This is a genomic window from Bosea sp. ANAM02, assembly GCF_011764485.1.
Taxonomy (GTDB): domain Bacteria; phylum Pseudomonadota; class Alphaproteobacteria; order Rhizobiales; family Beijerinckiaceae; genus Allobosea.
On the sequence record NZ_AP022848.1, the window covers coordinates 4092728 to 4114645 of the forward strand.

Here is a 21918-nt window from a genome sequence, read left to right on the forward strand (position 1 = left end):
CGACTACTCGGCCGCGATACGCGTCTCCGACCTGGGTTCGCCCATCAGCAACGCGCGCGATGCCTTCACCTCGCGGACGACGAAATCGACGATGGCGCGGACCCGGGCCACGTCCTTCAGGTCGGCATGGACCAGCAGCCAGAACGAGCGCGTGATCGAAACCGTCTCGGGCAGGACGGGCACGAGCCGCTTCTCCCCCTCCGCCATGAAGTGATGGATCACGCCGATGCCGGCGCCGGCCGTTACGGCATTCATCTGGGCGATGACGCTCGAGCTTTGGACGTGGGCGCGCAGGCCCTTGGCGACCTCGTCGAGATAGTCGAGCTCGGGCGAGAAGATGAGGTCGTCGATATAGCCGATGATGCGGTGCTCGAAGAGGTCCTCCGGCCTGGTCACCGGCGGCATCGAGGCCAGGTATTCCGGCGAGGCGTAGAGGCCGAGACGGTAGTCCGAGAGCTTGCGGGCGACGACCTTGCCCTCCTTGGGCGGGGCCAGCGTGATCGCGACATCGGCCTCGCGCTTCGACAGCGAGAGCAGGCGCGGCATGGCAATGAGCTGGATCTCCAGCCCCGGGTAGGACCTGGCGAAGAGCGCCAGGCGCGAGGCCAGGAACGCGGTGCCGAAACCGTCGGGTGCGCCGATCCTGACCGTGCCCGCCAGCGCCATGTCGGCGCCACCGATATCGCTCTGGATCGCCAGCGCCTCGGTCTCCATGCTCTCGGCCTTGGCCAGCAGGCGCTCGCCATGAGCGGTCAGCGTGTAGCCCTGCGGGCGGCGCTCGAAGAGCTTGGCCTTCAACGCCTCCTCAAGCGATGTGATGCGGCGCGAGACGGTGGCATGATCGGCACCGAGCCGGCGCGCGGCGGCCGTCAGCCGGCCCGAACGCGCCACGGCCAGAAAGAAGCGGAGGTCGTCCCAGTCGAAGCGCTCCAAGGCTCTCTCCCATATTTGTGTTTACGCACGACCGGCGTTTCACTCTCGCTATAGCCGTGCGCAAACGGGAATGGTAGGGAGATGGCAAGATCAACACACCACCAATTCGTAGGGAGAGCGCGATGCGTCAGGTCGGACATTTCATCGGCGGCAAGCATGTCGCGGGCACGTCGGGCCGCACGGCCGACATCTACCAGCCGATGGACGGCACGATCATCGGCAAGGTCGCGCTCGCCTCGACCGCCGAGCTCGACGCCGCCGTGCAGAACGCCGCCGAGGCGCAGCCGAAATGGGCCGCGGTCAATCCGCAGCGCCGCGCCCGCGTGCTGATGAAGTTCCTCGACCTGATCGCGCAGAACAATGACGAGCTCGCCGAGCTTCTCGCCCGCGAGCACGGCAAGACCATTCCCGACGCCAAGGGCGACATCCAGCGCGGCGTCGAAGTGATCGAGTATTCGCTCGGCATTCCCGGCCTGATGAAGGGCGAGTACACCGACGGCGCCGGCCCCGGCATCGACATCTACTCGATGCGCCAGCCGCTCGGCGTCTGCGCCGGCATCACGCCGTTCAACTTCCCGGCGATGATCCCGCTCTGGAAGCTCGGCCCCGCGATCGCCTGCGGCAATTCCTTCATCCTGAAGCCGTCCGAGCGCGATCCCGGCGTGCCGATGCGCCTCGCCGAGCTGTTCATCGAGGCGGGCGGCCCTCCCGGCGTGCTCAACGTCGTCAACGGCGACAAGGAATCGGTCGATGCCATCCTCGACCATCCCGAGATCAAGGCGGTCGGCTTCGTCGGCTCGACCCCGATCGCGGAATACATCTACAGCCGCGGCTGCGCGAACGGGAAGCGCGTGCAGTGCTTCGGCGGCGCCAAGAACCACATGATCATCATGCCGGACGCCGACATGGACCAGACGGTCGACGCGCTGATCGGCGCCGGCTACGGCTCGGCCGGTGAGCGCTGCATGGCGATCTCGGTCGCCGTCCCGGTCGGCAAGGGCACGGCCGACGAGCTGGTGAAGCGCCTGATCCCGCGCGTCGAGAGCCTCAAGATCGGCCCCTCGACCGACGTCAACGCCGATTACGGCCCGGTCGTGACCAAGGCGGCGATGGAGAAGATCAAGCAGTATGTCGATGTCGGTGTCCAGGAGGGCGCCAAGCTGCTGGTCGACGGCCGGGACTTCAAGATGCAGGGCTACGAGAACGGCTTCTATGTCGGCGGCTGCCTGTTCGACAACGTCACCAAGGACATGCGCATCTACAAGGAAGAGATCTTCGGGCCGGTGCTCTCGGTGCTGCGCGCCGACAGCTATGAAGAGGCGCTGAAGCTGACCAACGACCACGAATACGGCAACGGCACCGCGATCTTCACCCGCGACGGCGACGCGGCGCGCGATTTCGCCTCGAAGGTCCAGGTCGGCATGGTCGGCATCAACCTGCCGATCCCGGTTCCGCTGGCCTATTACACCTTCGGCGGCTGGAAGCGCTCCTCCTTCGGCGACCTCAACCAGCACGGCCCGGACTCGATCCGCTTCTACACCAAGACCAAGACGGTGACGGCGCGCTGGCCGAGCGGTATCAAGGACGGTGCGAGCTTCGTCATCCCGACGATGAACTGAGGCGCCACCGACGGAGGAGGCCATGGAGCGACCGCTGCGGCTCATCGCATCGTCGCTCGCCCTTCTCTGGGGCATCGCGCCCGCGGCGGCGACCGACCCCGTGCGCGACGCCACAGCCGAGGAAGCACTCTGCGATGCAGCCGCGGCCGGGACGTTCCGTGCGAGCGACGTGCAACTCGATCGCTGCCGCCAGCTCTGGCGGCAGCGGGTCGAGGCCGCCAGGATGCGAAGCCGCGATTACCTCGAACGAATGATCGAGCAGGAGCAGCTCAGGCGGGCGCGCGAAGCAAGCCTGCCGCCACCGCCTCCCCCTCCGGTCACCGTCGAAACCTTCCTGAACGGCGACGGCCTCGCCTATGGCGACGTGGTGGTGACGGACAAGGGGCCGCGCGTCTTCATCGGCAAGGTCGGGGAACCTGCCACGGCCGATGATTTCGTCGCCCTCGACGCGGCCCGGTCGCCGCATCGCGGCCGCGCCAAACCCTACGAAGGGGCCTACCCGCAGGCCCAGCGACCTCGGGCTGCGACGCCGCGGCCCGCCCCCAGCCAGCAGGAGCGCAAGCCTTGAGCCCGTTTTCCCTGACCGAGGACCAGATCGCCATCCGCGACATGGCGCAGGACTTCGCCGCCGAGACACTGGCGCCCCACGCCGCGCGCTGGGACGAGGAGAAGCATTTCCCGGTCGAGGAGATGCGCGCCGCCGCGGCCCTCGGCATGGGCGGCATCTATATCCGCGACGATGTCGGCGGTTCCGGCCTCACGCGGCTCGACGCGGCGCTGATCTTCGAGGCGCTTTCGACGGGATGCCCGACGGTCGCGGCCTATATCTCGATCCACAACATGTGCGCCTGGATGATCGACCGCTACGGCTCGGACGAGCAGCGCCAGCGTTTCCTGCCGAAGCTCTGCACGATGGAGCATCTGGCGAGCTACTGCCTGACCGAGCCGGGCGCCGGGTCCGACGCCGCCGCGCTGAAGACGAAAGCGGTGCTTGACGGCGATCATTACGTCCTCGACGGCCAGAAGCAGTTCATCTCCGGCGCCGGAGTCGCCGACATCTATGTCGTGATGGTGCGTACCGGCGAGGCCGGCGCCTCCGGTATCTCGACCATCGTCGTCGAGAAGGACACGCCCGGCCTGTCTTTCGGCGCCAACGAGAAGAAGATGGGCTGGAACGCCCAGCCGACGCGGGCCGTGATCTTCGAGAACTGCCGCGTGCCGGCGGCAAACCGCCTCGGCCCGGAAGGAATCGGCTTCAAGATCGCCATGGCCGGACTCGATGGCGGGCGGCTCAATATCGGCGCCTGCTCGCTCGGCGGGGCGCAGGGCGCGCTCGACCGCTCGCTGGCCTACGCCAGGGAACGCAAGGCCTTCGGTTCGGCCATCGCCGATTTCCAGGCGCTGCAGTTCAAGCTCGCCGACATGGCGACGGAGCTGGAAGCGGCCCGCAGCCTGCTCTGGCGCGCGGCCGCGGCGCTCGACGCCAAGACGCCGGACGCGACCAGACTCTGCGCCATGGCCAAGCGCGTCGCCACCGATACCGGCTTCGAGGTCGCCAACCACGCCCTGCAGATCCATGGCGGCTACGGCTATCTCGCCGATTACGGCATCGAGAAGATCGTCCGCGACCTGCGCGTCCACCAGATCCTGGAAGGGACAAACGAAGTCATGCGGATGATCGTCGCCCGCGGGCTGGTGGGGCGAGCGAAGGGGAATTGACCGCCGAAGGCGGTCATCCCGGACGCCGCAGGCGATCCGGGATCGCAAGACACCTTTTTCTGACGACGATCCCGGATCGCCTGCGGCGTCCGGGATGACACCAAGACAACATCGGGAGAAGCGCAGCATGACCAACATCGCCTTCATCGGTCTCGGCAACATGGGCGGCCCGATGGCCGGGAACCTCGTCAAGGCCGGGCATAGCGTCAAAGCCTTCGATCTCGTGCAGGCCTCGAAGGATGCCGCCGCCGAGCTGGGGGTCGGCATCGCCGGCTCGGCCAGGGAGGCCGTGGCCGAGGCGGAAGTCGTGGTGACGATGCTGCCGGCCGGCAAGCATGTGCTCGCCGTCTGGGCCGATATCCTGCCGGCGGTGAAGCCCGGCACGCTGCTGATCGATTCCTCGACCATCGATGTCGAGAGCGCCCGCAAGGCTCATGCGCAGGCTGCCGAGCGCGGCTGCCTCTCGCTCGACGCGCCGGTCTCCGGCGGCACCGGCGGCGCCAAGGGGGCCACGCTGACCTTCATGGTCGGCGGCACCGAGGAGGCGTTCGGCCTGGGCGAGCCGATCCTCGCCAGGATGGGACGGCGGATCGTGCATTGCGGCGGCGCCGGCAACGGCCAGGCGGCGAAGATCTGCAACAACATGATCCTGGGCATCTCGATGATCGGCGTCTCCGAAGCCTTCGTGCTCGGCGAGAAGCTCGGCCTGTCGCATCAGGCGCTGTTCGACGTCGCCTCGACCTCGTCGGGCCAATGCTGGTCGCTGACCACCTATTGCCCGGTGCCAGGGCCGGTGCCGACCTCGCCCGCCAATAACGAGTACAAGCCGGGCTTCGCCTCGGCGCTGATGCTGAAGGACCTGAAGCTTTCGCAGGAAGCGGCGCAGGCTGCGGGCGCATCGACCCCGCTCGGCGCGGCGGCGGCGCAGCTCTTCGGGCTGCACAACGCCTGGGGCGAGGGTGGCACGGATTTTTCCGGCATCATCCATCTTTTGCGGGGACGCGGGGAGGCGTGAGACGCGCTTGCGCGGCAAGGCGTCGCGGGTCTAGACCCTCATCATGAACGACGCCCTGCCCCGCCGCGAACGCTCCTCCCTCACCGGCTTCGCGATCAACCGGCTCGACCGGCGCGAAGACCTGCGCAACAAGCCTGATGCGGTGACCGCCCTGCGCCACCGCTCCGACACGCGGATCGCGGTCGTTGCCGGCGAAACGCCGATTCTCAAGCGCCTGGACGGCGAGGCGCTGACCGTCTGGTTCAGCCATGGCGAAACCGAGATGCTCGGCCCGGCCGCCGAGGAAATCTTCATGGGAACGGCCGAGGACGGAGCGCCGCGCTTCGGGCGCCTGTTGGACAAGACACTCGCGGAGCCGTTGAAGGAGCGCGGCGAGCTGTTCGTCACCGACCTGCGCTCGGTCGCGCTGAAGCGCGTCGTGCCGGAGGACGAGGTCGGGCCGTTGGGCGAGGCCAAGGCCGTGCTCGACTGGCATGCCCGCCACCGCTTCTGCGCGCAGTGCGGCGGCTCGACCGTCGCCGGGGCTTCGGGCTGGCGGCGCGAATGCACCGCCTGCGGCGCGATGCATTTCCCGCGCACCGACCCTGTGGTGATCATGCTGGTGACGCGCGGCGATGCCTGTCTGCTGGCGCGGCAGGCCCGGTTCGCGCCGGGAATGTATTCCTGCATCGCCGGTTTCGTCGAGCCGGGCGAGACGCTCGAGGACGCGGTCCGGCGCGAGAGCTGGGAAGAGGCGGGCTTGCGGGTCGGTGCCGTGCGCTACCTCGCTTCGCAGCCCTGGCCGTTCCCCTCCTCGATCATGATGGGCTGCATCGCAGAGGCGCTCGGCGACGAGATCACGCTCGACATGACCGAGCTTGAGGAAGGCCGCTGGTTCCCGCGCGAAGAGGTGCTGCAGATGCTGGAAGGCAAGCATCCGGACGGGCTCGCCTGCCCGCAGCACATCGCCATCGCCAACACGCTGGTCCGCGCCTGGGCGCTGGACGGCGAGCGGATATAGCCGTCTGATCTTGGAGTGCCGGACATGTCCTCTGAACTGCACGGCATCGATGGCGAGGAGCGCATCCGGGCAAGTTTCGCCAAACAGGGCCTGATGGCGACGCTGGGGGCCAGCCTCGGCTCCGTCACGCCGGGCCATGTCGAGATTATCCTGACGCCGAGCCCGGCGGTATCCCAGCAGCACGGCTTCGTGCATGCCGGCGCCGTCAGCGCCATCGCCGATTCCGCCGCGGGCTATGCGGGCCTGAGCCTGATGCCGGCCGGACGCGGCGTGCTGACGACGGAGTTCAAGATCAATCTCGTCGCGCCAGCCCTGGGCGAGCGCATCGTCGCGCGCGGCGAGGTGGTGAAAAGCGGCCGCACGCTCACGCTCGCACAGGCCAAGGTGTTCGCGCAGAACGACGGGCGGGAGAAGCTCGTCGCGCTATTGACCGCAACGCTGATGGCGATCGAGGGACAGGAAGGCGTCAGCGACTGAGAACCGCTATCCGAGCTCCTGATTTCACCTGCAGACCCATGCCGTCATCCCGGACTTGATCCGGGATCCATGCCAGAGCGCTTCCGATCGAGGATAAGGCATGGATCCCGGCTCTTCGCTTCGCTCCGGCCGGGATGACCCGCGTATTTTTCTGAACCCCGCCCAGCGAAGCGAGGTACGTCCGACGAGTGCGTTACTCGCCGGGCTCCTCGATCGTCGAGCGGAAGTCGTTGGCGGGATAGACGCCCATGATCTTCATCTCCTTGGAGAAATAGGAGAGCTCGTCGAGCGCGCGGCGCAGCGCCGGATCGTCGGGATGTCCCTCGACATCGGCATAGAACATCGTCGCCGAGAAATGACCGTCGACCATGTAGCTTTCCAGCTTGGTCATGTTGATGCCGTTGGTGGCGAAGCCGCCCATCGCCTTGTACAGCGCCGCCGGGATGTTGCGAACGCGGAACATCAGCGTCGTCACGGTCTTTCCGACGCCCTGGCGGGCATATTCCGGATATTTCGAGAGCACGACGAAGCGCGTGGTGTTGTGCTTCTCGTCCTCGATATCCTCCATCAGGATGTCGAGGCCGTAGACCTCGGCCGCGATGCGCGGGGCGATGGCCGCGCGCGTCGGATCGTTGGCCTCGGCGACCTGGCGGGCGGAGCCGGCGGTGTCGGCCGCGACCTCGGCCTTGAGGCCGAGCTTGCGGATGATCTTCCGGCACTGGCCGAGCGCATGGATATGGCTCTGGACGGTCTGGATCGTCGCCAGCGTCGCGCCCTTCGCCGCCATCAGGTGGAAGCGGATCGGCAGGAAGTGCTCGCCGATGATGTGCAGGCCCGAGCGCGGCAAGAGATGGTGGATATCGGCGACGCGGCCGGCGATCGAATTGTCGATCGGGATCATGCCGTAGCGGGCCTTGCCGTCGCTGACGGCCGCGAGCGCGTCCTCGAAGGTGGCGCAGGGCAGAAGCTCGCAGTCCGGAAACACCTGGAGGGCCGCCTGCGAGGAGAAGGCCCCGGGCTCACCCTGATAAGACACGACGAAGGACATGGGACGACTTCAGGCTCCTCGGCTTCTGGTCATGACGCGATGCGGCCGATCCGGCGTCATCGCGCTCTCAGGATCGCGCGGGCGCGATCGAGATCGGGCGGCGTGTCGACGCCGCGCGGCACATGGTCGATGACCATGACGTCGATGCGCATGCCATTCTCCAGCGCGCGCAACTGCTCCAGCTTCTCGCGCAGCTCCAGCGGCGATTGCGGCAGGCTGACGAAACGGTCGAGCGCCGCACGGCGATAGGCGTAGAGGCCGACATGGTGATAGAGCGGCCCGTCGCCGTAAGGCGCCGTCGCCCGGGTGAAATAGAGCGCGCGCATGTGGCCGGGCGCGATCTCGCTGCCGATGAGCTTCACGACGCTCGGCGCCGTCTTCTCCTCCTCGTCGTCGATCACGCCGGCCAGTGTCGCGATATCCACAGCCGGATCGGCGAGCGGCTTCACCGCCGCGGCGATGGCCGAAGGTGCCAGCGTCGGGAAATCGCCCTGCACGTTGACGATGATGTCGTAGCTCCGCTCGGGGTCGAGGATGTCGGCCGCTTCCTTGATCCGGTCCGAGCCGGTCTGGTGGGCGGCGCTGGTCATCACCGCCTTGCCGCCGGCCGCCTCGATCGCGGCCGCGATTTCCGGCGCATCGGTCGCGACCGCGACGTCTCCGGCGCCGGATTCGACCGCGCGGCGCCAGACATGGACGATCATCGGCTCGCCATGGATATCGGCGAGCGGCTTGCCCGGCAGGCGCGTCGCCTGCATGCGGGCGGGGATCAGGATCAGCGGACGGGCCATTTTCTGAAGCGTGCTCGGCTGGGCCGGCGCCAGCGAAAGCCGGCGGCGGCAAAAAGTCTCAAAGAGTGCGTGCTTATACGAGTTGCAATGAAGCGCGCAAAGCGGTTAAGCAACGGCGGAAGCTGGAGCCTTTCAAGACTCCGGCCAAGCGCTATCTCGTCTCCCGCGCCCTGGGTCGCGGAGGGCACCAGGGTTCGGACACGATGAATATCGAAGCCAACAAGATCGCCGGCGCGGTTCTCTCCACGCTGCTCGTCGTGATGGGCCTCAACATGACGGCCGGCATCGTCTTCGCGCCGAAGAAGCCGGCAGTGCCGGGCTACGACCTGCCGAGCGAGGAGCCGGCGGCGGCCGGCGGGGCTGCGGCACCCGCAGCCGAGGAGCCGATCGCGGTTCGCCTCGCCAAGGCCGACCCCGCCAAGGGCGAGAGGGCCACGGCCGCCTGCAAGGCCTGCCACACCTTCGACAAGGGCGGCGCCAACAAGGTCGGCCCGCATCTCTATGGCGTCTATGGCCGCAACGAGGGCTCGGTCGACGGTTTCGGCTATTCTGCCGCGATGAAGGGCCGCAACGACAAGACCTGGGATGCCGACGCGCTCGACCATTTCCTGAAGAGCCCGAAGGCTTATGTTCCCGGCACGATCATGGCCTTCGCCGGCATCGCCAAGCCGGAGACGCGCGCCGACGTCGTCGCCTATCTGAATTCCCTTTCGGATTCGCCCCAGCCGCTGCCGAAGCCCTGAGCGGCAGGCGCGCAGCCGATACGCGATCACGAAGCCGGGCTTTGCCCGGCTTTTTCGTATCCGCGCCTTGCTCCCGCCGCGCGCCTGCCCGCACAATCCGCCTCCCGCCAACCATTGCCGTAACCCTGCGCGCAGGCGACACAGGATAACGGCGAATCAGACGGAGACGCGAAACGATGGCGATGCGCATCACACGCCGCAAATTGCTGGAAGCCGCTGGGGCCGCGACCATCGCCGGCGCGCTGCCCCAGCTTCCTCAGGCGGCGCTGGCGCAGGCAACCGAATCGCATGGACTCTCGACCTTCGGCGAACTCGCCCTGCCGCCAGACTTCCCGCATTTCGCCTATGTGAATCCCAAGGCGCCGAAGGGGGGAACGCTCACGGCCCAGATCAAGCGGGCCGGCGGCAACCAGAGCTTCGACACGTTCAACACGCTCAATACCTACGTCCTCCAGGGCGACGGCGCTGCCGGCATGGATGCCTGCTTCGACAGCCTGATGACGGGTTCCGGCGACGAGCCCGGCTCGCTCTACGGCCTGCTGGCCAGGAGCGTCGCGATTTCGGCCGACAAGCTGACCTACCGCTTCCGGCTCAGACCCGAGGCGAAATTCCATGACGGCTCGCGGGTGACCGCGCGCGATGTCGCCTTCTCGATGAATATCCTGAAGACGAAGGGCCATCCGTCGTACCGCCTGCTGCTGAACGAGCTCGTCTCGGCGGAAGCGGAAGGCGACGACGTCTTCGTCGCCAAGCTCTCCCCCAAGCGCGGACGCGACCTGCATCTCGTCATCGCCGGGCTGCCGGTCTTTTCAGAAGCGTTCTGGTCGACGCGGGAGTTCACGGCCTCGACTTTGGAGCCGCCGCTCGGCTCCGGCGCCTACAAGGTCGGTCGCTTCGAACAGGGGCGCTTCATCGAATTCGAGCGCGTGCCGGACTACTGGGCCAGGGACTTGGCCGTGAACATCGGCACCAATAATTTCGACCGGGTGCGCTGGGAGTATTTCCGCGACCGGCAGGTCGCCTTCGAGGCGTTCAAGGCCGGGGCCATCACCTTCCAGGAGGAATTCACCTCCCGCATCTGGGCGACAGGATACGATTTCCCGGCCTTGCACGAGGGCAAGGTCAGGAAGGAAGCCCTGCCGAAGACCGAGCCGGTCGGCTCGCAGGGCTGGGTCTACAACACCCGGCGCGAGAAATTCGCCGATCCGCGCATCCGGGAGGCGCTGGGGCTCGCCTTCGACTTCGAATGGACGCGCAAGACGATCATGTTCGGCTCCTATGAGCGCATGACCTCCTATTTCGAGAATTCGGATTCCAAGGCGGTCGGCAAGCCGTCGCCGGAGGAGCTCAAGCTGCTGGAGCCCTGGCGCGGCAAGGTGCCCGACGAGGTCTTCGGCGAGCCATTCCTGCCGCCGGTCTCGGACGGCTCGGGCAGCGACCGCGCCCTGCTGCGCAAGGCCGACGAGATGCTGCGCGCCGCCGGCTGCAAGCGCGACGGCAATGTCATGAAGCTGCCGAACGGCCAGCCCTTCGAGATCGAATTCCTCGATTCCAACCCGGCGCTGCAGCCGCATACCCAGCCCTTCCAGGCCAATCTCAAGCGGCTCGGCATCAACGCGACATCTCGCCTCGTCGACCCCGCGCAATACCAGCGCCGCCTCGACGAGTTCGATTTCGACATCATCAGCCGGGCGCTCTCGGGCGGGGCGATCCCCAGCGACACGCTCAGCATCGTCTATGGCTCCGAAGCCGCGAAGACACGGGGCTCGCGCAATGTCGGCGGCATCAGCCATCCTGCCATCGACGCGATGATCGAGACGATCGGCCAGGCGAAGACCTATGCCGACTGCACGGTCGCCGCGAAATGCCTCGACCGTCTGCTGCGCGCCGGACGCTACTGGATTCCGATGTGGTGGAACGACGAGGAATGGCTCGCCTATTGGGACATGTACGACCGGTCGGCGACCAAGCCGAAATACGCCTCGGGCGCGCCGGGAACATGGTGGTACGACGCCGAGAAGGCCAAGCGGATCGGAAAGGCGTGATGGTGGAGCCTTACGCGGCCCTATCGCGTCATGGTCGGGCTTGTCCCGACCATCCACCTCTTCCTTCGTGCCATGCGGTGCTCAAGACGTGGATGCTCGCCACAAGGGCGAGCATGACGGACAGCCTGAGCTCTCGTACCTGCAGGGCCATCGCATGCTGAGCTATATCGCCCGGCGCCTCGCGCTGATGGTGCCGACGCTGTTCGGCATCCTGCTCGTCTCCTTCGTTATCGTGCAGTTCGCGCCGGGCGGGCCGGTCGAGCGCGTGATCTCGCAGCTCCAGAATCCCAACAGCGGCGCGGCCGACCGTGTCGGCGGCGGGCAGGCTGGCGATGCCGGCGTGCAGGGCGACGGATCGGCCTATCGCGGTGCCCAGGGCCTCGACCCCGCCTTCATCAAGGAGCTCGAAAAGCAGTTCGGCTTCGACAAGCCGGCGCATGAGCGCTTCCTGAAGATGCTCGGCGACTATGCCCGCTTCGATTTCGGCCGCTCCTATTTCCGCGACGCGCCGGTGCTCCAGCTCATCAAGGAGAAGCTGCCGGTCTCGATCACGCTGGGCTTGTGGATGACGCTGATCTCCTACGCGATCTCGATCCCGCTCGGCATCCGCAAGGCGGTGAAGGAGGGTTCGCGTTTCGACACCTGGACGAGCGCCGTCGTCATCGTCGGCTATGCCATCCCGAGCTTCCTGTTCGCGATCCTGCTGATCGTGCTCTTCGCCGGCGGCTCGTTCTGGCAGATCTTCCCGCTCAGGGGCCTGACCTCCGACAATTGGGCCGAGCTCAGCCTCTTCGGCAAAGCGAAGGATTATCTCTGGCACATCACGCTGCCGGTTCTAGCGATGGCGCTCGGCGCCTTCGCCACCTCGACGCTGCTGACGAAGAACTCCTTCCTCGACGAGATCCGCAAACAATATGTCCTGACCGCGCGGATGAAGGGGCTCAGCGAGCGCGGCGTGCTCTACGGCCATGTCTTCCGCAACGCCATGCTGATCGTCATCGCCGGCTTCCCCGGCGCCTTCGTCCATGCGCTCTTCGCGGGCTCGCTGCTGATCGAGACGATCTTCTCGCTCGACGGGCTAGGCCTCCTCTCCTTCGAGGCGATCGTGAACCGCGACTATCCCGTGGTCTTCGCCAATCTCTACATCTTCTCGCTGATCGGCCTCGTCGTGCACCTGATCACCGACCTGACCTATAGCTGGGTCGATCCTCGCATCGACTTCGAGAGTCGGGAGGCGTGAGCATGAGCGATACGCTGATCGACGCCCCGCTCGCGCCGCCGGAGGCCAGGCAGGGCTGGCTCAAGCTCTCGCCGATCAACCGGCGCAGGCTCGACAACTTCAAGGCCAACAAGCGCGGCTGGTGGTCGCTCTGGCTGTTCCTCGCGCTGTTCGTGCTCTCGCTCTTCGCCGAGTTCATCGCCAACGACCGGCCGCTCGTCGTGCGCTACAAGGACGAATGGCTGTTCCCCGTGGCGGTGAACTATCCGGAGGAGAAGTTCGGCGGGTTCCTCGCCACGACCGATTATCGCGACCCGGTCATCGCCAAGGAGATCGCGGCCAACGGCTTCGCGGTCTGGCCGCCGATCCGCTATTCCTACCGCACGCATAATCTCGACCTGCCGGTGCCGGCCCCTGCCCCACCGACCTGGCTGCTCAAGGACGAGCAGTGCAGGACGATCGCGGAGCGCAGCGGAGGCTCGACCTGCCGCGACCTCGAATGGAACTGGCTCGGCACCGACGACCAGGGCCGCGACGTGGTGGCGCGCCTGATCTACGGCTTCCGCATCTCCGTGCTGTTCGGGCTGATCCTGTGCGCGTTCTCCTCGGTGATCGGCATCGCGGCCGGCGCCATCCAGGGCTATTTCGGCGGCTGGACGGACCTGATCTTCCAGCGCCTGATCGAGATCTGGACCTCGATCCCCGCGCTTTACCTGCTGATCATCGTCGCCGCGATCATCACGCCCGGCTTCTTCGTGCTGCTCGGCATCCTCCTGCTGTTCTCCTGGGTGGCCCTGGTGGGCGTCGTCCGGGCCGAATTCCTGCGGGCGCGCAATTTCGAGTATGTCCGCGCGGCCCGCGCGCTCGGCCTCTCCAACCGTACCATCATGATCCGGCACCTGTTGCCGAACGCGATGGTCGCGACCCTGACCTTCCTGCCCTTCATCCTGAACGGCTCGATCACCACGCTGACCTCGCTCGACTTCCTCGGCTTCGGCCTGCCGCCGGGTTCGCCCTCGCTCGGCGAATTGCTGGCACAGGGCAAGGCGAACCTCCAGGCGCCCTGGCTCGGCCTCTCCGGCTTCCTCGTGATCGCGCTGATGCTGTCGCTGCTGATCTTCATCGGCGAGGCCGTGCGCGACGCCTTCGACCCGCGGAAGACCTTCGCATGACCGCGCCGCTTCTCTCCGTCGAAGACCTCTCCGTCGCCTTCCGCCAGGGCGGGCGGGAGACGCTCGCGGTTGACCGCGTCTCGTTCTCGATCGCCAAGGGCGAGACCCTGGCGCTGGTCGGCGAGTCCGGCTCGGGCAAGTCGGTCTCGGCGCTCTCGATCCTCAAGCTCCTGAACTATCCGGCGGCGCATCACCCGTCCGGCAAGGTGCTGTTCAACGGGCAGGATCTGATCGCGGCCGACGAGGACGCGATGCGCAAGGTGCGCGGCAACGACATCACCATGGTGTTCCAGGAGCCGATGACCTCGCTCAACCCGCTCCATACGATCGAGCGGCAGATCGGTGAGATCCTCGAACTGCACAAGGGCCTGCGCGGCGAGAAGGCGCGCGCCCGCACGCTGGAACTGCTCGACCTCGTCGGTATCCGCGACGCGAAGAGCCGGCTCGATGCCTATCCGCACCAGCTCTCGGGCGGGCAGCGCCAGCGCGTGATGATCGCGATGGCGCTCGCCAACGAGCCGGAGCTGCTGATCGCCGACGAGCCGACCACCGCGCTCGACGTCACCGTGCAGGCCCAGATCCTGAAGCTGCTGAAGGAGCTTCAAGCGCGGCTCGGCATGGCGATGCTGTTCATCACCCATGATCTCGGCATCGTCCGGCGCATCGCCGACCGGGTCTGCGTGATGCTGAAAGGCAAGGTCGTCGAGCACGGTCCCGTCGCCGAGATCTTCGGCAGCCCGCAGCACGAGTACACCAAGCGCCTGCTCGCGGCCGAGCCGAAGGGGCGCCCTGCCCCGGTTCCGGCGGACGCCGCGACGTTACTGGAGGCCGGGCCGGTCAAGGTCTGGTTTCCGATCAAGTCCGGCCTGCTGCGCCGCGTCTCCGGCCATGTGAAGGCGGTCGACGGCATCTCGGTGAAGGTCCGCGAGGGTGAGACTCTCGGCGTCGTCGGCGAATCCGGCTCGGGCAAGACCACGCTCGGCCTCGCCATCCTCCGGCTGATCGCGTCGGAAGGGCCGATCGTCTTCCTTGGAGACCGGATCGACGGCTTGTCCGGCAAGCAGGTCAGGCCGAAGCGCAAGGACCTGCAGGTGGTCTTCCAGGACCCCTATGGCTCGCTCTCGCCGCGCATGTCGGTGGCCGAGATCGTCGCCGAGGGTCTTGCCATCCAGCAGCCCGACCTGACCTATCAACGCCAGCGCGAGATCGTGGCGCAGGCGCTCGCCGATGTCGGTCTGGACCCGGCGGCCATGGACCGCTACCCGCACGAATTCTCGGGTGGCCAGCGCCAGCGTATCGCCATCGCGCGGGCGATGGCGCTCGATCCGAAATTCGTGGTGCTGGACGAGCCGACCTCGGCGCTCGACATGTCCGTGCAGGCGCAGATCGTCGAATTGCTGCGGGGGCTGCAGGCGAAGCGCAAGCTGGGCTATCTCTTCATCAGTCATGACCTCAAGGTCGTCCGGGCCCTGTCGCATCGGGTGGTGGTGATGCAGAACGGCAAGGTGGTCGAGGAAGGCCCGGCAGAGACGATCTTCGCCCAGCCGCGCGAAGCCTATACCCAGGCGCTGCTGGCGGCCGCGCTGAACCTCGACACGGCCAACACCGCCGCAGTGAGGGACTGAGCATGGCTCGCGCGCTCCTGATCGTGCTGGATTCGGTCGGCTGCGGCGGCGCGGCCGATGCGGCCGCCTATGGCGATGCCGGCTCGGACACGCTCGGCCATATCGCCGATGCCTGCGCCGACGGCCGCGGCGATCGCGAGGGCCTGCGCAGCGGGCCGTTGAAGCTGCCGAACCTCGTCCGACTCGGCCTCGCTCATGCCTGCGAGGCCTCGACCGGCCGGCTACTCGCCGGGGTCGCGAAGCCGGCCAGGCCCGAAGGGCGCTGGGGCTATGGCGTCGAAGTCAGCCAGGGCAAGGACACGCCGTCCGGCCATTGGGAGATCGCCGGCTGCCCGGTGCCGTTCCAGTGGGGCTATTTCACCGAACTGGAGAATTCCTTCCCGCCCGAGCTCGTCGCCGGCATCGTCAAGCAAGGCGCGCTGCCCGGCATCCTCGGCAACAGGCACGCCTCGGGCACTGCGATCATCGACGAGCTGGGGCCGGAGCATATCGGGACGGGAAAGCCGATCTGCTACACCTCGGTCGATTCCGTGCTGCAGATCGCGGCGCATGAGGAGCATTTCGGGCTCGACCGGCTCTATGCCCTCTGCAAGATGGTACGCGGCCTCGTCGATCCCCTGCGCATCGGCCGCGTGATCGCGCGGCCCTTCGTGGGCTCGCCGGAAGAAGGTTTCACCCGCACCGGCAACCGCAAGGATTTCGCGATCCCGCCGCCGGACGAGACGATCCTCGACCGGCTGACGGCTCAAGGGCGCACGGTCGTGACCGTCGGCAAGATCGGTGACATCTTCGCCCATCGCGCCACCGGCACCGAGATCAAGCCGTTCGGCAATGCGGCGATGCTCGACGCGGCGCTGGAGGCCTGGGACGGCCTGCCAGATGGCGGCTTCTGCTTCGTCAATCTCGTCGATTTCGACACCGAGTTCGGCCATCGGCGCGATATTCCCGGCTACGCTGCGGCGCTTGAAGCCTTCGACCGCCGCCTGCCGCATCTCGAAGCGGCTCTGCGGCCGGGCGATATAGCCGTCATCACCGCCGACCACGGCAACGATCCGAGCTGGCCCGGCACCGACCATACTCGCGAGCATGTGCCGATCATCGCCTTCGGCCCGGGGATCGGCGCAGAGCCGCTCGGGCGGCGGGGCAGTTTCGCCGATATCGCGGCGAGCCTGGGCACGCTCCTCGGCATCGGGCCGGTCGGCCCCGGTCGCCCCTGGTAAGGATCAGGCTGCGGCGACCCGGCCGCAGAAGCTCGCGACATCCTGGCGGATATCCTGCGCCTGCTGGGCGAGCACGCTCGCCGCGCCCTGCAATTGCTGGGCGGCGCCATGGGTCTGGCGGGTCATGACCTCGAAGCCGCCGGCGACATCGGCGCTGCGCTGCGCGCCTTCGAAGGACAGACGAACCTGATGGGCGATCTCAGCGGTGGCGCGGCTCTGTTCGTCGACCGAGAGCGCGATCGCATTGGCGACGCTTTCGACCTCGCCGATCGCCTCCACGATGTCGCGGATCGCCTTGAGCGAGCGCTGCGAGGCCTGCTGCATCGTGCCGATCTGCTGCGAGACCTCGTCGGTCGCCTTGGCGGTCTGGGCCGAGAGCGTCTTGACCTCGCTGGCGACGACTGCGAAGCCGCGGCCCATCTCGCCGGCACGCGCGGCTTCGATCGTGGCATTGAGCGCGAGCATGCTGGTCTGGGCAGCGATACCGCGGATGATCTCGACGACGGCGCCGACATTCTCGCTGCTCTGGGCGAGATGCTCGATCTCGGCGCTGGCACGACGGGCGAGATCGGCGGCCACCTTCGAGCCGTCGGCCGATTGGCCGGCATTGCGACCGATCTCGCCGATGGAGGCGACGAGTTCGGTGCTGGCGGCCGAGAGATGGTCGATGCTGTCCATGGTGCCGGCGGCAGAATCCGAGACCATCGTGGTCTGGCGCCGGACATAGTCGGATGTTTCGGTCAACGCCCCGGCCTCGGTGTTCATCGCCGCGGCGGAATGATCGAGCACCGCCATCGCCTGCTCCATCTGGGCACGGAAGCCGGCGACGACATCGCGCAGCGTCTCGGCACGCCGGCCGAGCTCCTCGGCAAGATTGCGCTCCTTCTCGCCGGCGATGCGCTCGCGCTCGGCCACTTCCTGTGCCCGAGCCAGATTCTGCTCGTTCACGGCGAACATGCGTTGCATGACGACGGCGAAAATCGCCAGGAATGCCGTCTCGATGATGACGATCACCGCATGAAGCATCACCCGCAGCAGGCTGCCGCCCTGGTAGAAGACGGCCGCCGGCAGGACATATTGCAGCACGAGATGGTGCAAGGCCGTCAGTACGGCGCCGAGCAGGATCGGCCGCCAGTCGCAGAAGCCGGCCAACAGGGCCAGGATCGCGAAGTAATACATATGCATGTCCGGCTGCCAGGGATGGCCGGCGAAGCTGAACACCAGGATCGAAACCTGCCCGATCAGCATGGCCGCGATGACGAGCTGCGTCACGATGGCCGGGCCAGCCAGGCGATAGATGAGAACGGCGAGCACCGCAGCGAGCGCGGCCAACAGCACCGGGACAGTACCGGACGCGCCATTGACCCGGAAGCCCAGCGCGAGCAGCGGCAGATGGAGCAGTCCGAGCGCGAGCAGAGCCTGCGTGACCCTGTGGCGTACCGCTGACAGCGTCCAGATCATGACGAGGCTTCCGGTTGGCCGGGATTGTCGAGGCATCCGGCAAGGCCCGTCAGGACCAGGGACAACCACGCGCCTTTCGGCAGCGAGGGCATCTCCCCGCCCGATGTCGGCGCCACGATGACGACGGAGCTCAACCTGCCACTGCGCAGGACGCGATAGCCGGCCGCGAAGCTCAGGGCCACGGCCTCCGCACCATCGGTCCAAGGCGGAAAGACGATTGCGACCGGCACTGTACCGTCACTCGGTTGCGGCAGGCTCGCGAGGGCTCCGAAGCTGGCCAGAAGACAGAACAATCCGACGAGGAGGCCACCAGCAGGCGACAAGCGCTCCTCGCGCGCCGCATCGGATTCCGCTGGTGTGGACGAGGGCATTGGCAGGGATAACTCGGAGCAAAGACGGCGTCCTGACGAAGCAAGCGTAGCGGCGTAAAATTTTACTTAAGCCTTTCACCAGCGCTGAACGACGATTGCTCGCGCGGCATCGCGTTTACCTTTCATCAAGAGGGGAGTTTTACAACTTTTAGTTGCATATCCTTGTCGAGGAACGGTCATGCCGCCAGCCCTGTCCCGCTTCTCCCGGAACCAGCGCGCGACCACCGTGATCGAGTTCGCCTTCGTCGCGCCGATCCTCCTGCTGCTGCTGGTCGGCATCATGGGCTACGGCTATGTCTTCGGCATCTACCACAGCATCCAGCAGATCGCAGCCGAGGCGGCGCGATCGTCCATATCGGGCCTGAGCGACGCCGAGCGTTCCCAGATCGCCCGCGACTTCATCACCGCCAATGCCGGCTCCTACGCCTTCATCGACCCGGCCAAGCTACGAGTCCGCACCGGCCAGACCGGCCCGCAGATGCAGAGCTTCGAAGTCGCCGTCGCCTATGACATGAGCGGCTCGGTCTACGACAATCTCAGCCGAATGGTATCGCTACCACAACCCATGATTGAGCGCCGGGCGATCGTCCAGCGCGGCGGATATTGAACAGGATTCGCGATATCGCGGCCAGGAGGGCACCCATGCTCAGGCTCAGGAACTTCGCCAGGGACCAGCGGGGCGGCACCGCGATCCTCTTCGCCGTCTCCGCCACGGTGCTGCTCGGCTTCGGCGCCATGGCCGTCGATGTCGGCAATTTCTTCTACGAGAAACGCAAGCTCCAGACCGCCAACGACCTCGCCGCTCTCGCGGCCGCGAGCGATCTGCCGCGGGCACGGGCCGCGGCCCAGTCCAGCACCGTCCAGAACGGCTTTCCAGGCAATGCGATTCAGGCGCTGCAGACAGGGGTGTATACGCCCGACCCAAAACTGGCGCCTGGAGCGCGTTTCGTTCCGAGCCCGGCCACGGTTGCTAACGCCGTAAGGATCGACATGCGGACCACAGCGCCGCTGCTGCTCGGCCGCGTGCTGACCTCGTCCGCCGCGGCCCAAGCGCCGAGCACCGCCCCGCGTCCGCCGGGCAGCACGCCAACCGTGGCAAGCCTCAGCAGCGGGGATGTGCCGATCGGCTCCAGCGCCATCGCCGTCCAGGATGCCCAGGCTTCCTTCGCCGTCGGCTCGCGCCTGCTCAGGCTTGATGGCGGCCTGCTCAACAGCCTGCTGGGCGGGCTGCTCGGCGGCGGCATCTCGCTCTCCGTCATGGATTACGACGCCCTGATCAAGGCGCGGATCGACCTGTTCGACGTCTCGAAGCGCCTCGCCACGCGCCTCGACCTGACGGCGGCGACCTATGACGACGTGCTGAAGGCGGATGCCCGCCTCGGCGACGTCCTGGCGGCCATCGTCGACGCCTCCCGCGACCATGATACGCGCAGCGGCACCGCCACCGCGGCGCTGGGCCGGATCGCGAGCGCCTCGGCGAGCAACCTGCCGGTCAATCTCGCCTCGCTGATCTCCTTCGGGCCAGCCGGCGACAAGCCGCTCTCCGGGCCGAAGCCGCTCGCGGCCTCGCTCTCGGCGCTCGACATCGTCTCGGCGGTGGCCCAGATCGCCAATGGCAACCGCCAGATCGATGTCGGGCTCAACCTGAACCTGCCGGGGATAGCCGCCGCCTCGCTCAAGCTCGGCATCGGCGAGCGGCCGGTCGGCACCAGCCTGATGCGGGTGGGGCGCACCGGTGCCAGTGTCCACACCGCGCAGACGCGGCTCCTGCTGACAGTCGATCTCGTCGGCTCGGGCGCAGCCTCGCTGGTCCGGGTGCTTGTTTATCTCGAACTCGCGGCCGCGACGGCCCGGCTCACCGGAATCCAGTGCTCGCCCGGCGACGTCTCGACCTCGCGGGTCACACTGGGCGTGACGCCGGCCGTGGTCGACGCCTGGATCGGGCAGGTCTCAATGGCGGAATTCAACAATTTCACCAGGGCGCCGAACCCGCCGGCCGCGACCCTCGTCAACGCCGCCGGGCTCGCCAAGGTCACGGGCCGGGCCCATGTGACGATGACCAATCTCTCCGAAGCCGCCGTCAGCTTCAGCTATCCGGAGATCCAGCGCAGCGACAAGAAGACGACCTCGACCCAGAATTTCGTCGCGACCCTGCTCGGGCGGCTCGTCGGCGATCTCGAACTGCGCGTGGAGGCGCTGGGGCTCGGCCTCGGCCTGCCCGGCCTCGAGGGGCTGGTCGGCGGCGTCATCGGCGCTGCGGCGACGCCGCTCGACCAGATCCTGAACGGCGTGCTCGGCACGCTCGGCATCGGGCTCGGCCAGGCCGATAGCTGGGTCAGCGGCGTGCGCTGCGGCGGTGCGGTGCTAGTACGGTGAGCATCGTCAGGGAAATCAATGCGGGAAACCACTCCGTCATGCTCGCCCTTGTGGCGAGCATCCACGTCTTGAACACGGCTCTCGACACCTGAAGACGTGGATGGTCGGGACAGGCCCGACCATGACGACGATCCCCTTAGGGGCTTCTAGTTCTGCAGCCGCTGCTTGATCCGCTTGATCAGGCCGTCCCGGACGTCGCGATAGGCGTCGAGCTTCTGCTCGCGCGAACCCTGGAACACGGTCGGATCGACGGTCGGCCAGTATTCGACCTCGGCGGCATGGGTCCGCGTCAGGTCCAGCGCCTTGTGATGGGCCTCGGGCGAGAGCGTGATGATCAGGTCGAAATTCAGCCCTTCCCACTCCTCCAATTCCTCGACCGATTTCGGCTTGTGCTTGCTCAGATCGATGCCGATCTCGTCGAGGATCGCGTGCACGAAGCCGTCCGGCTCGCCCTTCCGGGCACCGGCCGACTGGACATAGATCGACTTGCCGAAGAAGTGCTTGGCCAGGGCCTCGGCCATGGGCGAGCGCACGGCGTTCATCGCGCACATGAACAGCACGCTCTGCACCTTGCGCGGGGCCTCCAAGCGCGTCAGCCCTTCCAGTGCAGCGCGTAGATCAGCGTGAAGAGGCGCCGCGCCGTGTCGAAATCGACCTCGACCTTGTTGGCCAGCCGTTCCGCCAGGATGCCGGCCGCCTCGTCATGCAGGCCGCGCCGGCCCATGTCGATCGCCTCGATCTGCGTCGGCGTCGAGGTCCGGATCGCCGCGTAGTAGCTGTCGCAGACCAGTTCGTAATCCTTGATGATGCGCCGGAACGGGCTGAGCGAGAGATGATGCGTCACGACCGGCGCGCCATCGGCCTGCTTGATCTCGAAGACGAGGCGCCGCTCGACCATGGCGAGATGCGCGAGATACGGGCCGCCGTCATGTTCGGGAATGACGAAGCTGTTGCGCTCGATCAGGTCGTAGATAGCGACGGCGCGCTCGTGCTCCTGATCGGGCGTGCCGCGACCGAGGGAATTTTCGTCGAGGGTCAGGCCGACCAGGCGCTGGTTCGTGGCAGTCGAGACGTCGGACATCGC

At 67.0% G+C, this 21918-nt stretch carries 21 protein-coding genes; 14 read left to right on the forward strand and 7 right to left on the reverse strand.

The genetic code is table 11. The annotated features are described in order from the left end of the window. Nucleotides 1-3 precede the first annotated feature (3 nt). Nucleotides 4-933: a LysR family transcriptional regulator gene (locus OCUBac02_RS19535; RefSeq protein ID WP_173047990.1), complete on the reverse strand. Its 930-nt coding sequence runs from the start codon at nt 931-933 to the stop codon at nt 4-6. Nucleotides 934-1055: 122 nt separating this feature from the next. Between OCUBac02_RS19535 and OCUBac02_RS19540 the strand changes: the two genes are divergently transcribed. From OCUBac02_RS19540 to OCUBac02_RS19565, 6 genes are all read left to right on the forward strand, one after another. After that, nucleotides 1056-2552, forward strand: coding sequence for a CoA-acylating methylmalonate-semialdehyde dehydrogenase (locus OCUBac02_RS19540; RefSeq protein ID WP_173047992.1), 1497 nt, complete (start codon nt 1056-1058; stop codon nt 2550-2552). A gap of 22 nt (nt 2553-2574) precedes the next feature. Continuing rightward, nucleotides 2575-3120, forward strand: coding sequence for a hypothetical protein (locus OCUBac02_RS19545; RefSeq protein ID WP_173047994.1), 546 nt, complete (start codon nt 2575-2577; stop codon nt 3118-3120). After that, on the forward strand, nt 3117-4271 hold the full coding sequence (locus OCUBac02_RS19550; protein WP_173047996.1) for an isobutyryl-CoA dehydrogenase: 1155 nt from the start codon (nt 3117-3119) through the stop codon (nt 4269-4271). Before OCUBac02_RS19545 ends, OCUBac02_RS19550 begins: the two co-directional genes overlap by 4 nt. A 127-nt stretch (nt 4272-4398) precedes the next feature. Further along, nucleotides 4399-5286, forward strand: coding sequence for a 3-hydroxyisobutyrate dehydrogenase (gene mmsB / locus OCUBac02_RS19555; RefSeq protein WP_173047998.1), 888 nt, complete (start codon nt 4399-4401; stop codon nt 5284-5286). A 43-nt stretch (nt 5287-5329) separates the two neighbouring features. After that, the gene (gene nudC / locus OCUBac02_RS19560) at nt 5330-6286 is read left to right on the forward strand and encodes an NAD(+) diphosphatase (protein ID WP_047581305.1); all 957 of its coding nucleotides are present in this window, start codon (nt 5330-5332) and stop codon (nt 6284-6286) included. Between the two features lie 24 nt (nt 6287-6310). After that, complete coding sequence (locus OCUBac02_RS19565) at nt 6311-6763, forward strand: PaaI family thioesterase (protein ID WP_173048000.1); 453 nt, start codon at nt 6311-6313, stop codon at nt 6761-6763. Between the two features lie 193 nt (nt 6764-6956). On the opposite strand, the gene OCUBac02_RS19570 is transcribed toward OCUBac02_RS19565, so the two are convergent. Both OCUBac02_RS19570 and OCUBac02_RS19575 read right to left on the reverse strand, forming a co-directional pair. After that, nucleotides 6957-7811, reverse strand: coding sequence for a prephenate dehydratase (locus OCUBac02_RS19570; protein ID WP_047578832.1), 855 nt, complete (start codon nt 7809-7811; stop codon nt 6957-6959). Nucleotides 7812-7867: 56 nt separating this feature from the next. Further along, complete coding sequence (locus OCUBac02_RS19575) at nt 7868-8602, reverse strand: 3-deoxy-manno-octulosonate cytidylyltransferase (RefSeq protein WP_173048002.1); 735 nt, start codon at nt 8600-8602, stop codon at nt 7868-7870. Between the two features lie 203 nt (nt 8603-8805). Here OCUBac02_RS19575 and OCUBac02_RS19580 point away from each other — a divergent pair, with 203 nt between their 5' ends. From OCUBac02_RS19580 to OCUBac02_RS19605, 6 genes are all read left to right on the forward strand, one after another. After that, on the forward strand, nt 8806-9345 hold the full coding sequence (locus tag OCUBac02_RS19580) for a c-type cytochrome (RefSeq protein WP_047578836.1): 540 nt from the start codon (nt 8806-8808) through the stop codon (nt 9343-9345). A 176-nt stretch (nt 9346-9521) separates the two neighbouring features. Next, complete coding sequence (locus OCUBac02_RS19585; protein ID WP_173048004.1) at nt 9522-11390, forward strand: extracellular solute-binding protein; 1869 nt, start codon at nt 9522-9524, stop codon at nt 11388-11390. Nucleotides 11391-11544: 154 nt separating this feature from the next. Continuing rightward, nucleotides 11545-12630, forward strand: a complete 1086-nt coding sequence (locus OCUBac02_RS19590) for a microcin C ABC transporter permease YejB (protein WP_173049716.1) — start codon at nt 11545-11547, stop codon at nt 12628-12630. Between the two features lie 2 nt (nt 12631-12632). Continuing rightward, complete coding sequence (locus OCUBac02_RS19595; protein ID WP_173048006.1) at nt 12633-13781, forward strand: ABC transporter permease; 1149 nt, start codon at nt 12633-12635, stop codon at nt 13779-13781. Next, complete coding sequence (locus tag OCUBac02_RS19600) at nt 13778-15406, forward strand: ABC transporter ATP-binding protein (protein ID WP_173048008.1); 1629 nt, start codon at nt 13778-13780, stop codon at nt 15404-15406. Before OCUBac02_RS19595 ends, OCUBac02_RS19600 begins: the two co-directional genes overlap by 4 nt. 2 nt (nt 15407-15408) lie before the next feature. Further along, nucleotides 15409-16626, forward strand: a complete 1218-nt coding sequence (locus tag OCUBac02_RS19605; RefSeq protein WP_173048010.1) for a phosphopentomutase — start codon at nt 15409-15411, stop codon at nt 16624-16626. A gap of 3 nt (nt 16627-16629) precedes the next feature. Here OCUBac02_RS19605 and OCUBac02_RS19610 read toward each other — a convergent pair whose 3' ends face one another. Together OCUBac02_RS19610 and OCUBac02_RS19615 are read right to left on the reverse strand one after the other, a co-directional pair. After that, nucleotides 16630-18087 (reverse strand): methyl-accepting chemotaxis protein, encoded by a 1458-nt coding sequence (locus OCUBac02_RS19610; protein WP_173048012.1) that lies wholly within the window; start codon nt 18085-18087, stop codon nt 16630-16632. Beyond that, on the reverse strand, nt 18084-18269 hold the full coding sequence (locus OCUBac02_RS19615) for a hypothetical protein (RefSeq protein WP_173048014.1): 186 nt from the start codon (nt 18267-18269) through the stop codon (nt 18084-18086). The genes OCUBac02_RS19610 and OCUBac02_RS19615 overlap by 4 nt, the downstream gene beginning before the upstream one ends. Before the next feature lie 367 nt (nt 18270-18636). Between OCUBac02_RS19615 and OCUBac02_RS19620 the strand changes: the two genes are divergently transcribed. Both OCUBac02_RS19620 and OCUBac02_RS19625 read left to right on the forward strand, forming a co-directional pair. Next, complete coding sequence (locus OCUBac02_RS19620) at nt 18637-19065, forward strand: TadE/TadG family type IV pilus assembly protein (protein WP_173048016.1); 429 nt, start codon at nt 18637-18639, stop codon at nt 19063-19065. A gap of 35 nt (nt 19066-19100) precedes the next feature. Next, nucleotides 19101-20834 carry a pilus assembly protein TadG-related protein gene (locus tag OCUBac02_RS19625; protein WP_173048018.1) on the forward strand — a complete coding sequence of 578 codons (1734 nt, stop codon included), beginning with the start codon at nt 19101-19103 and terminating at the stop codon, nt 20832-20834. A 146-nt stretch (nt 20835-20980) separates the two neighbouring features. Here OCUBac02_RS19625 and OCUBac02_RS19630 read toward each other — a convergent pair whose 3' ends face one another. Together OCUBac02_RS19630 and OCUBac02_RS19635 are read right to left on the reverse strand one after the other, a co-directional pair. Continuing rightward, the gene (locus OCUBac02_RS19630) at nt 20981-21385 is read right to left on the reverse strand and encodes an arsenate-mycothiol transferase ArsC (RefSeq protein ID WP_173049718.1); all 405 of its coding nucleotides are present in this window, start codon (nt 21383-21385) and stop codon (nt 20981-20983) included. A 41-nt stretch (nt 21386-21426) separates the two neighbouring features. Next, the gene (locus OCUBac02_RS19635; protein ID WP_173048019.1) at nt 21427-21915 is read right to left on the reverse strand and encodes a UPF0262 family protein; all 489 of its coding nucleotides are present in this window, start codon (nt 21913-21915) and stop codon (nt 21427-21429) included. Nucleotides 21916-21918 lie beyond the last annotated feature (3 nt).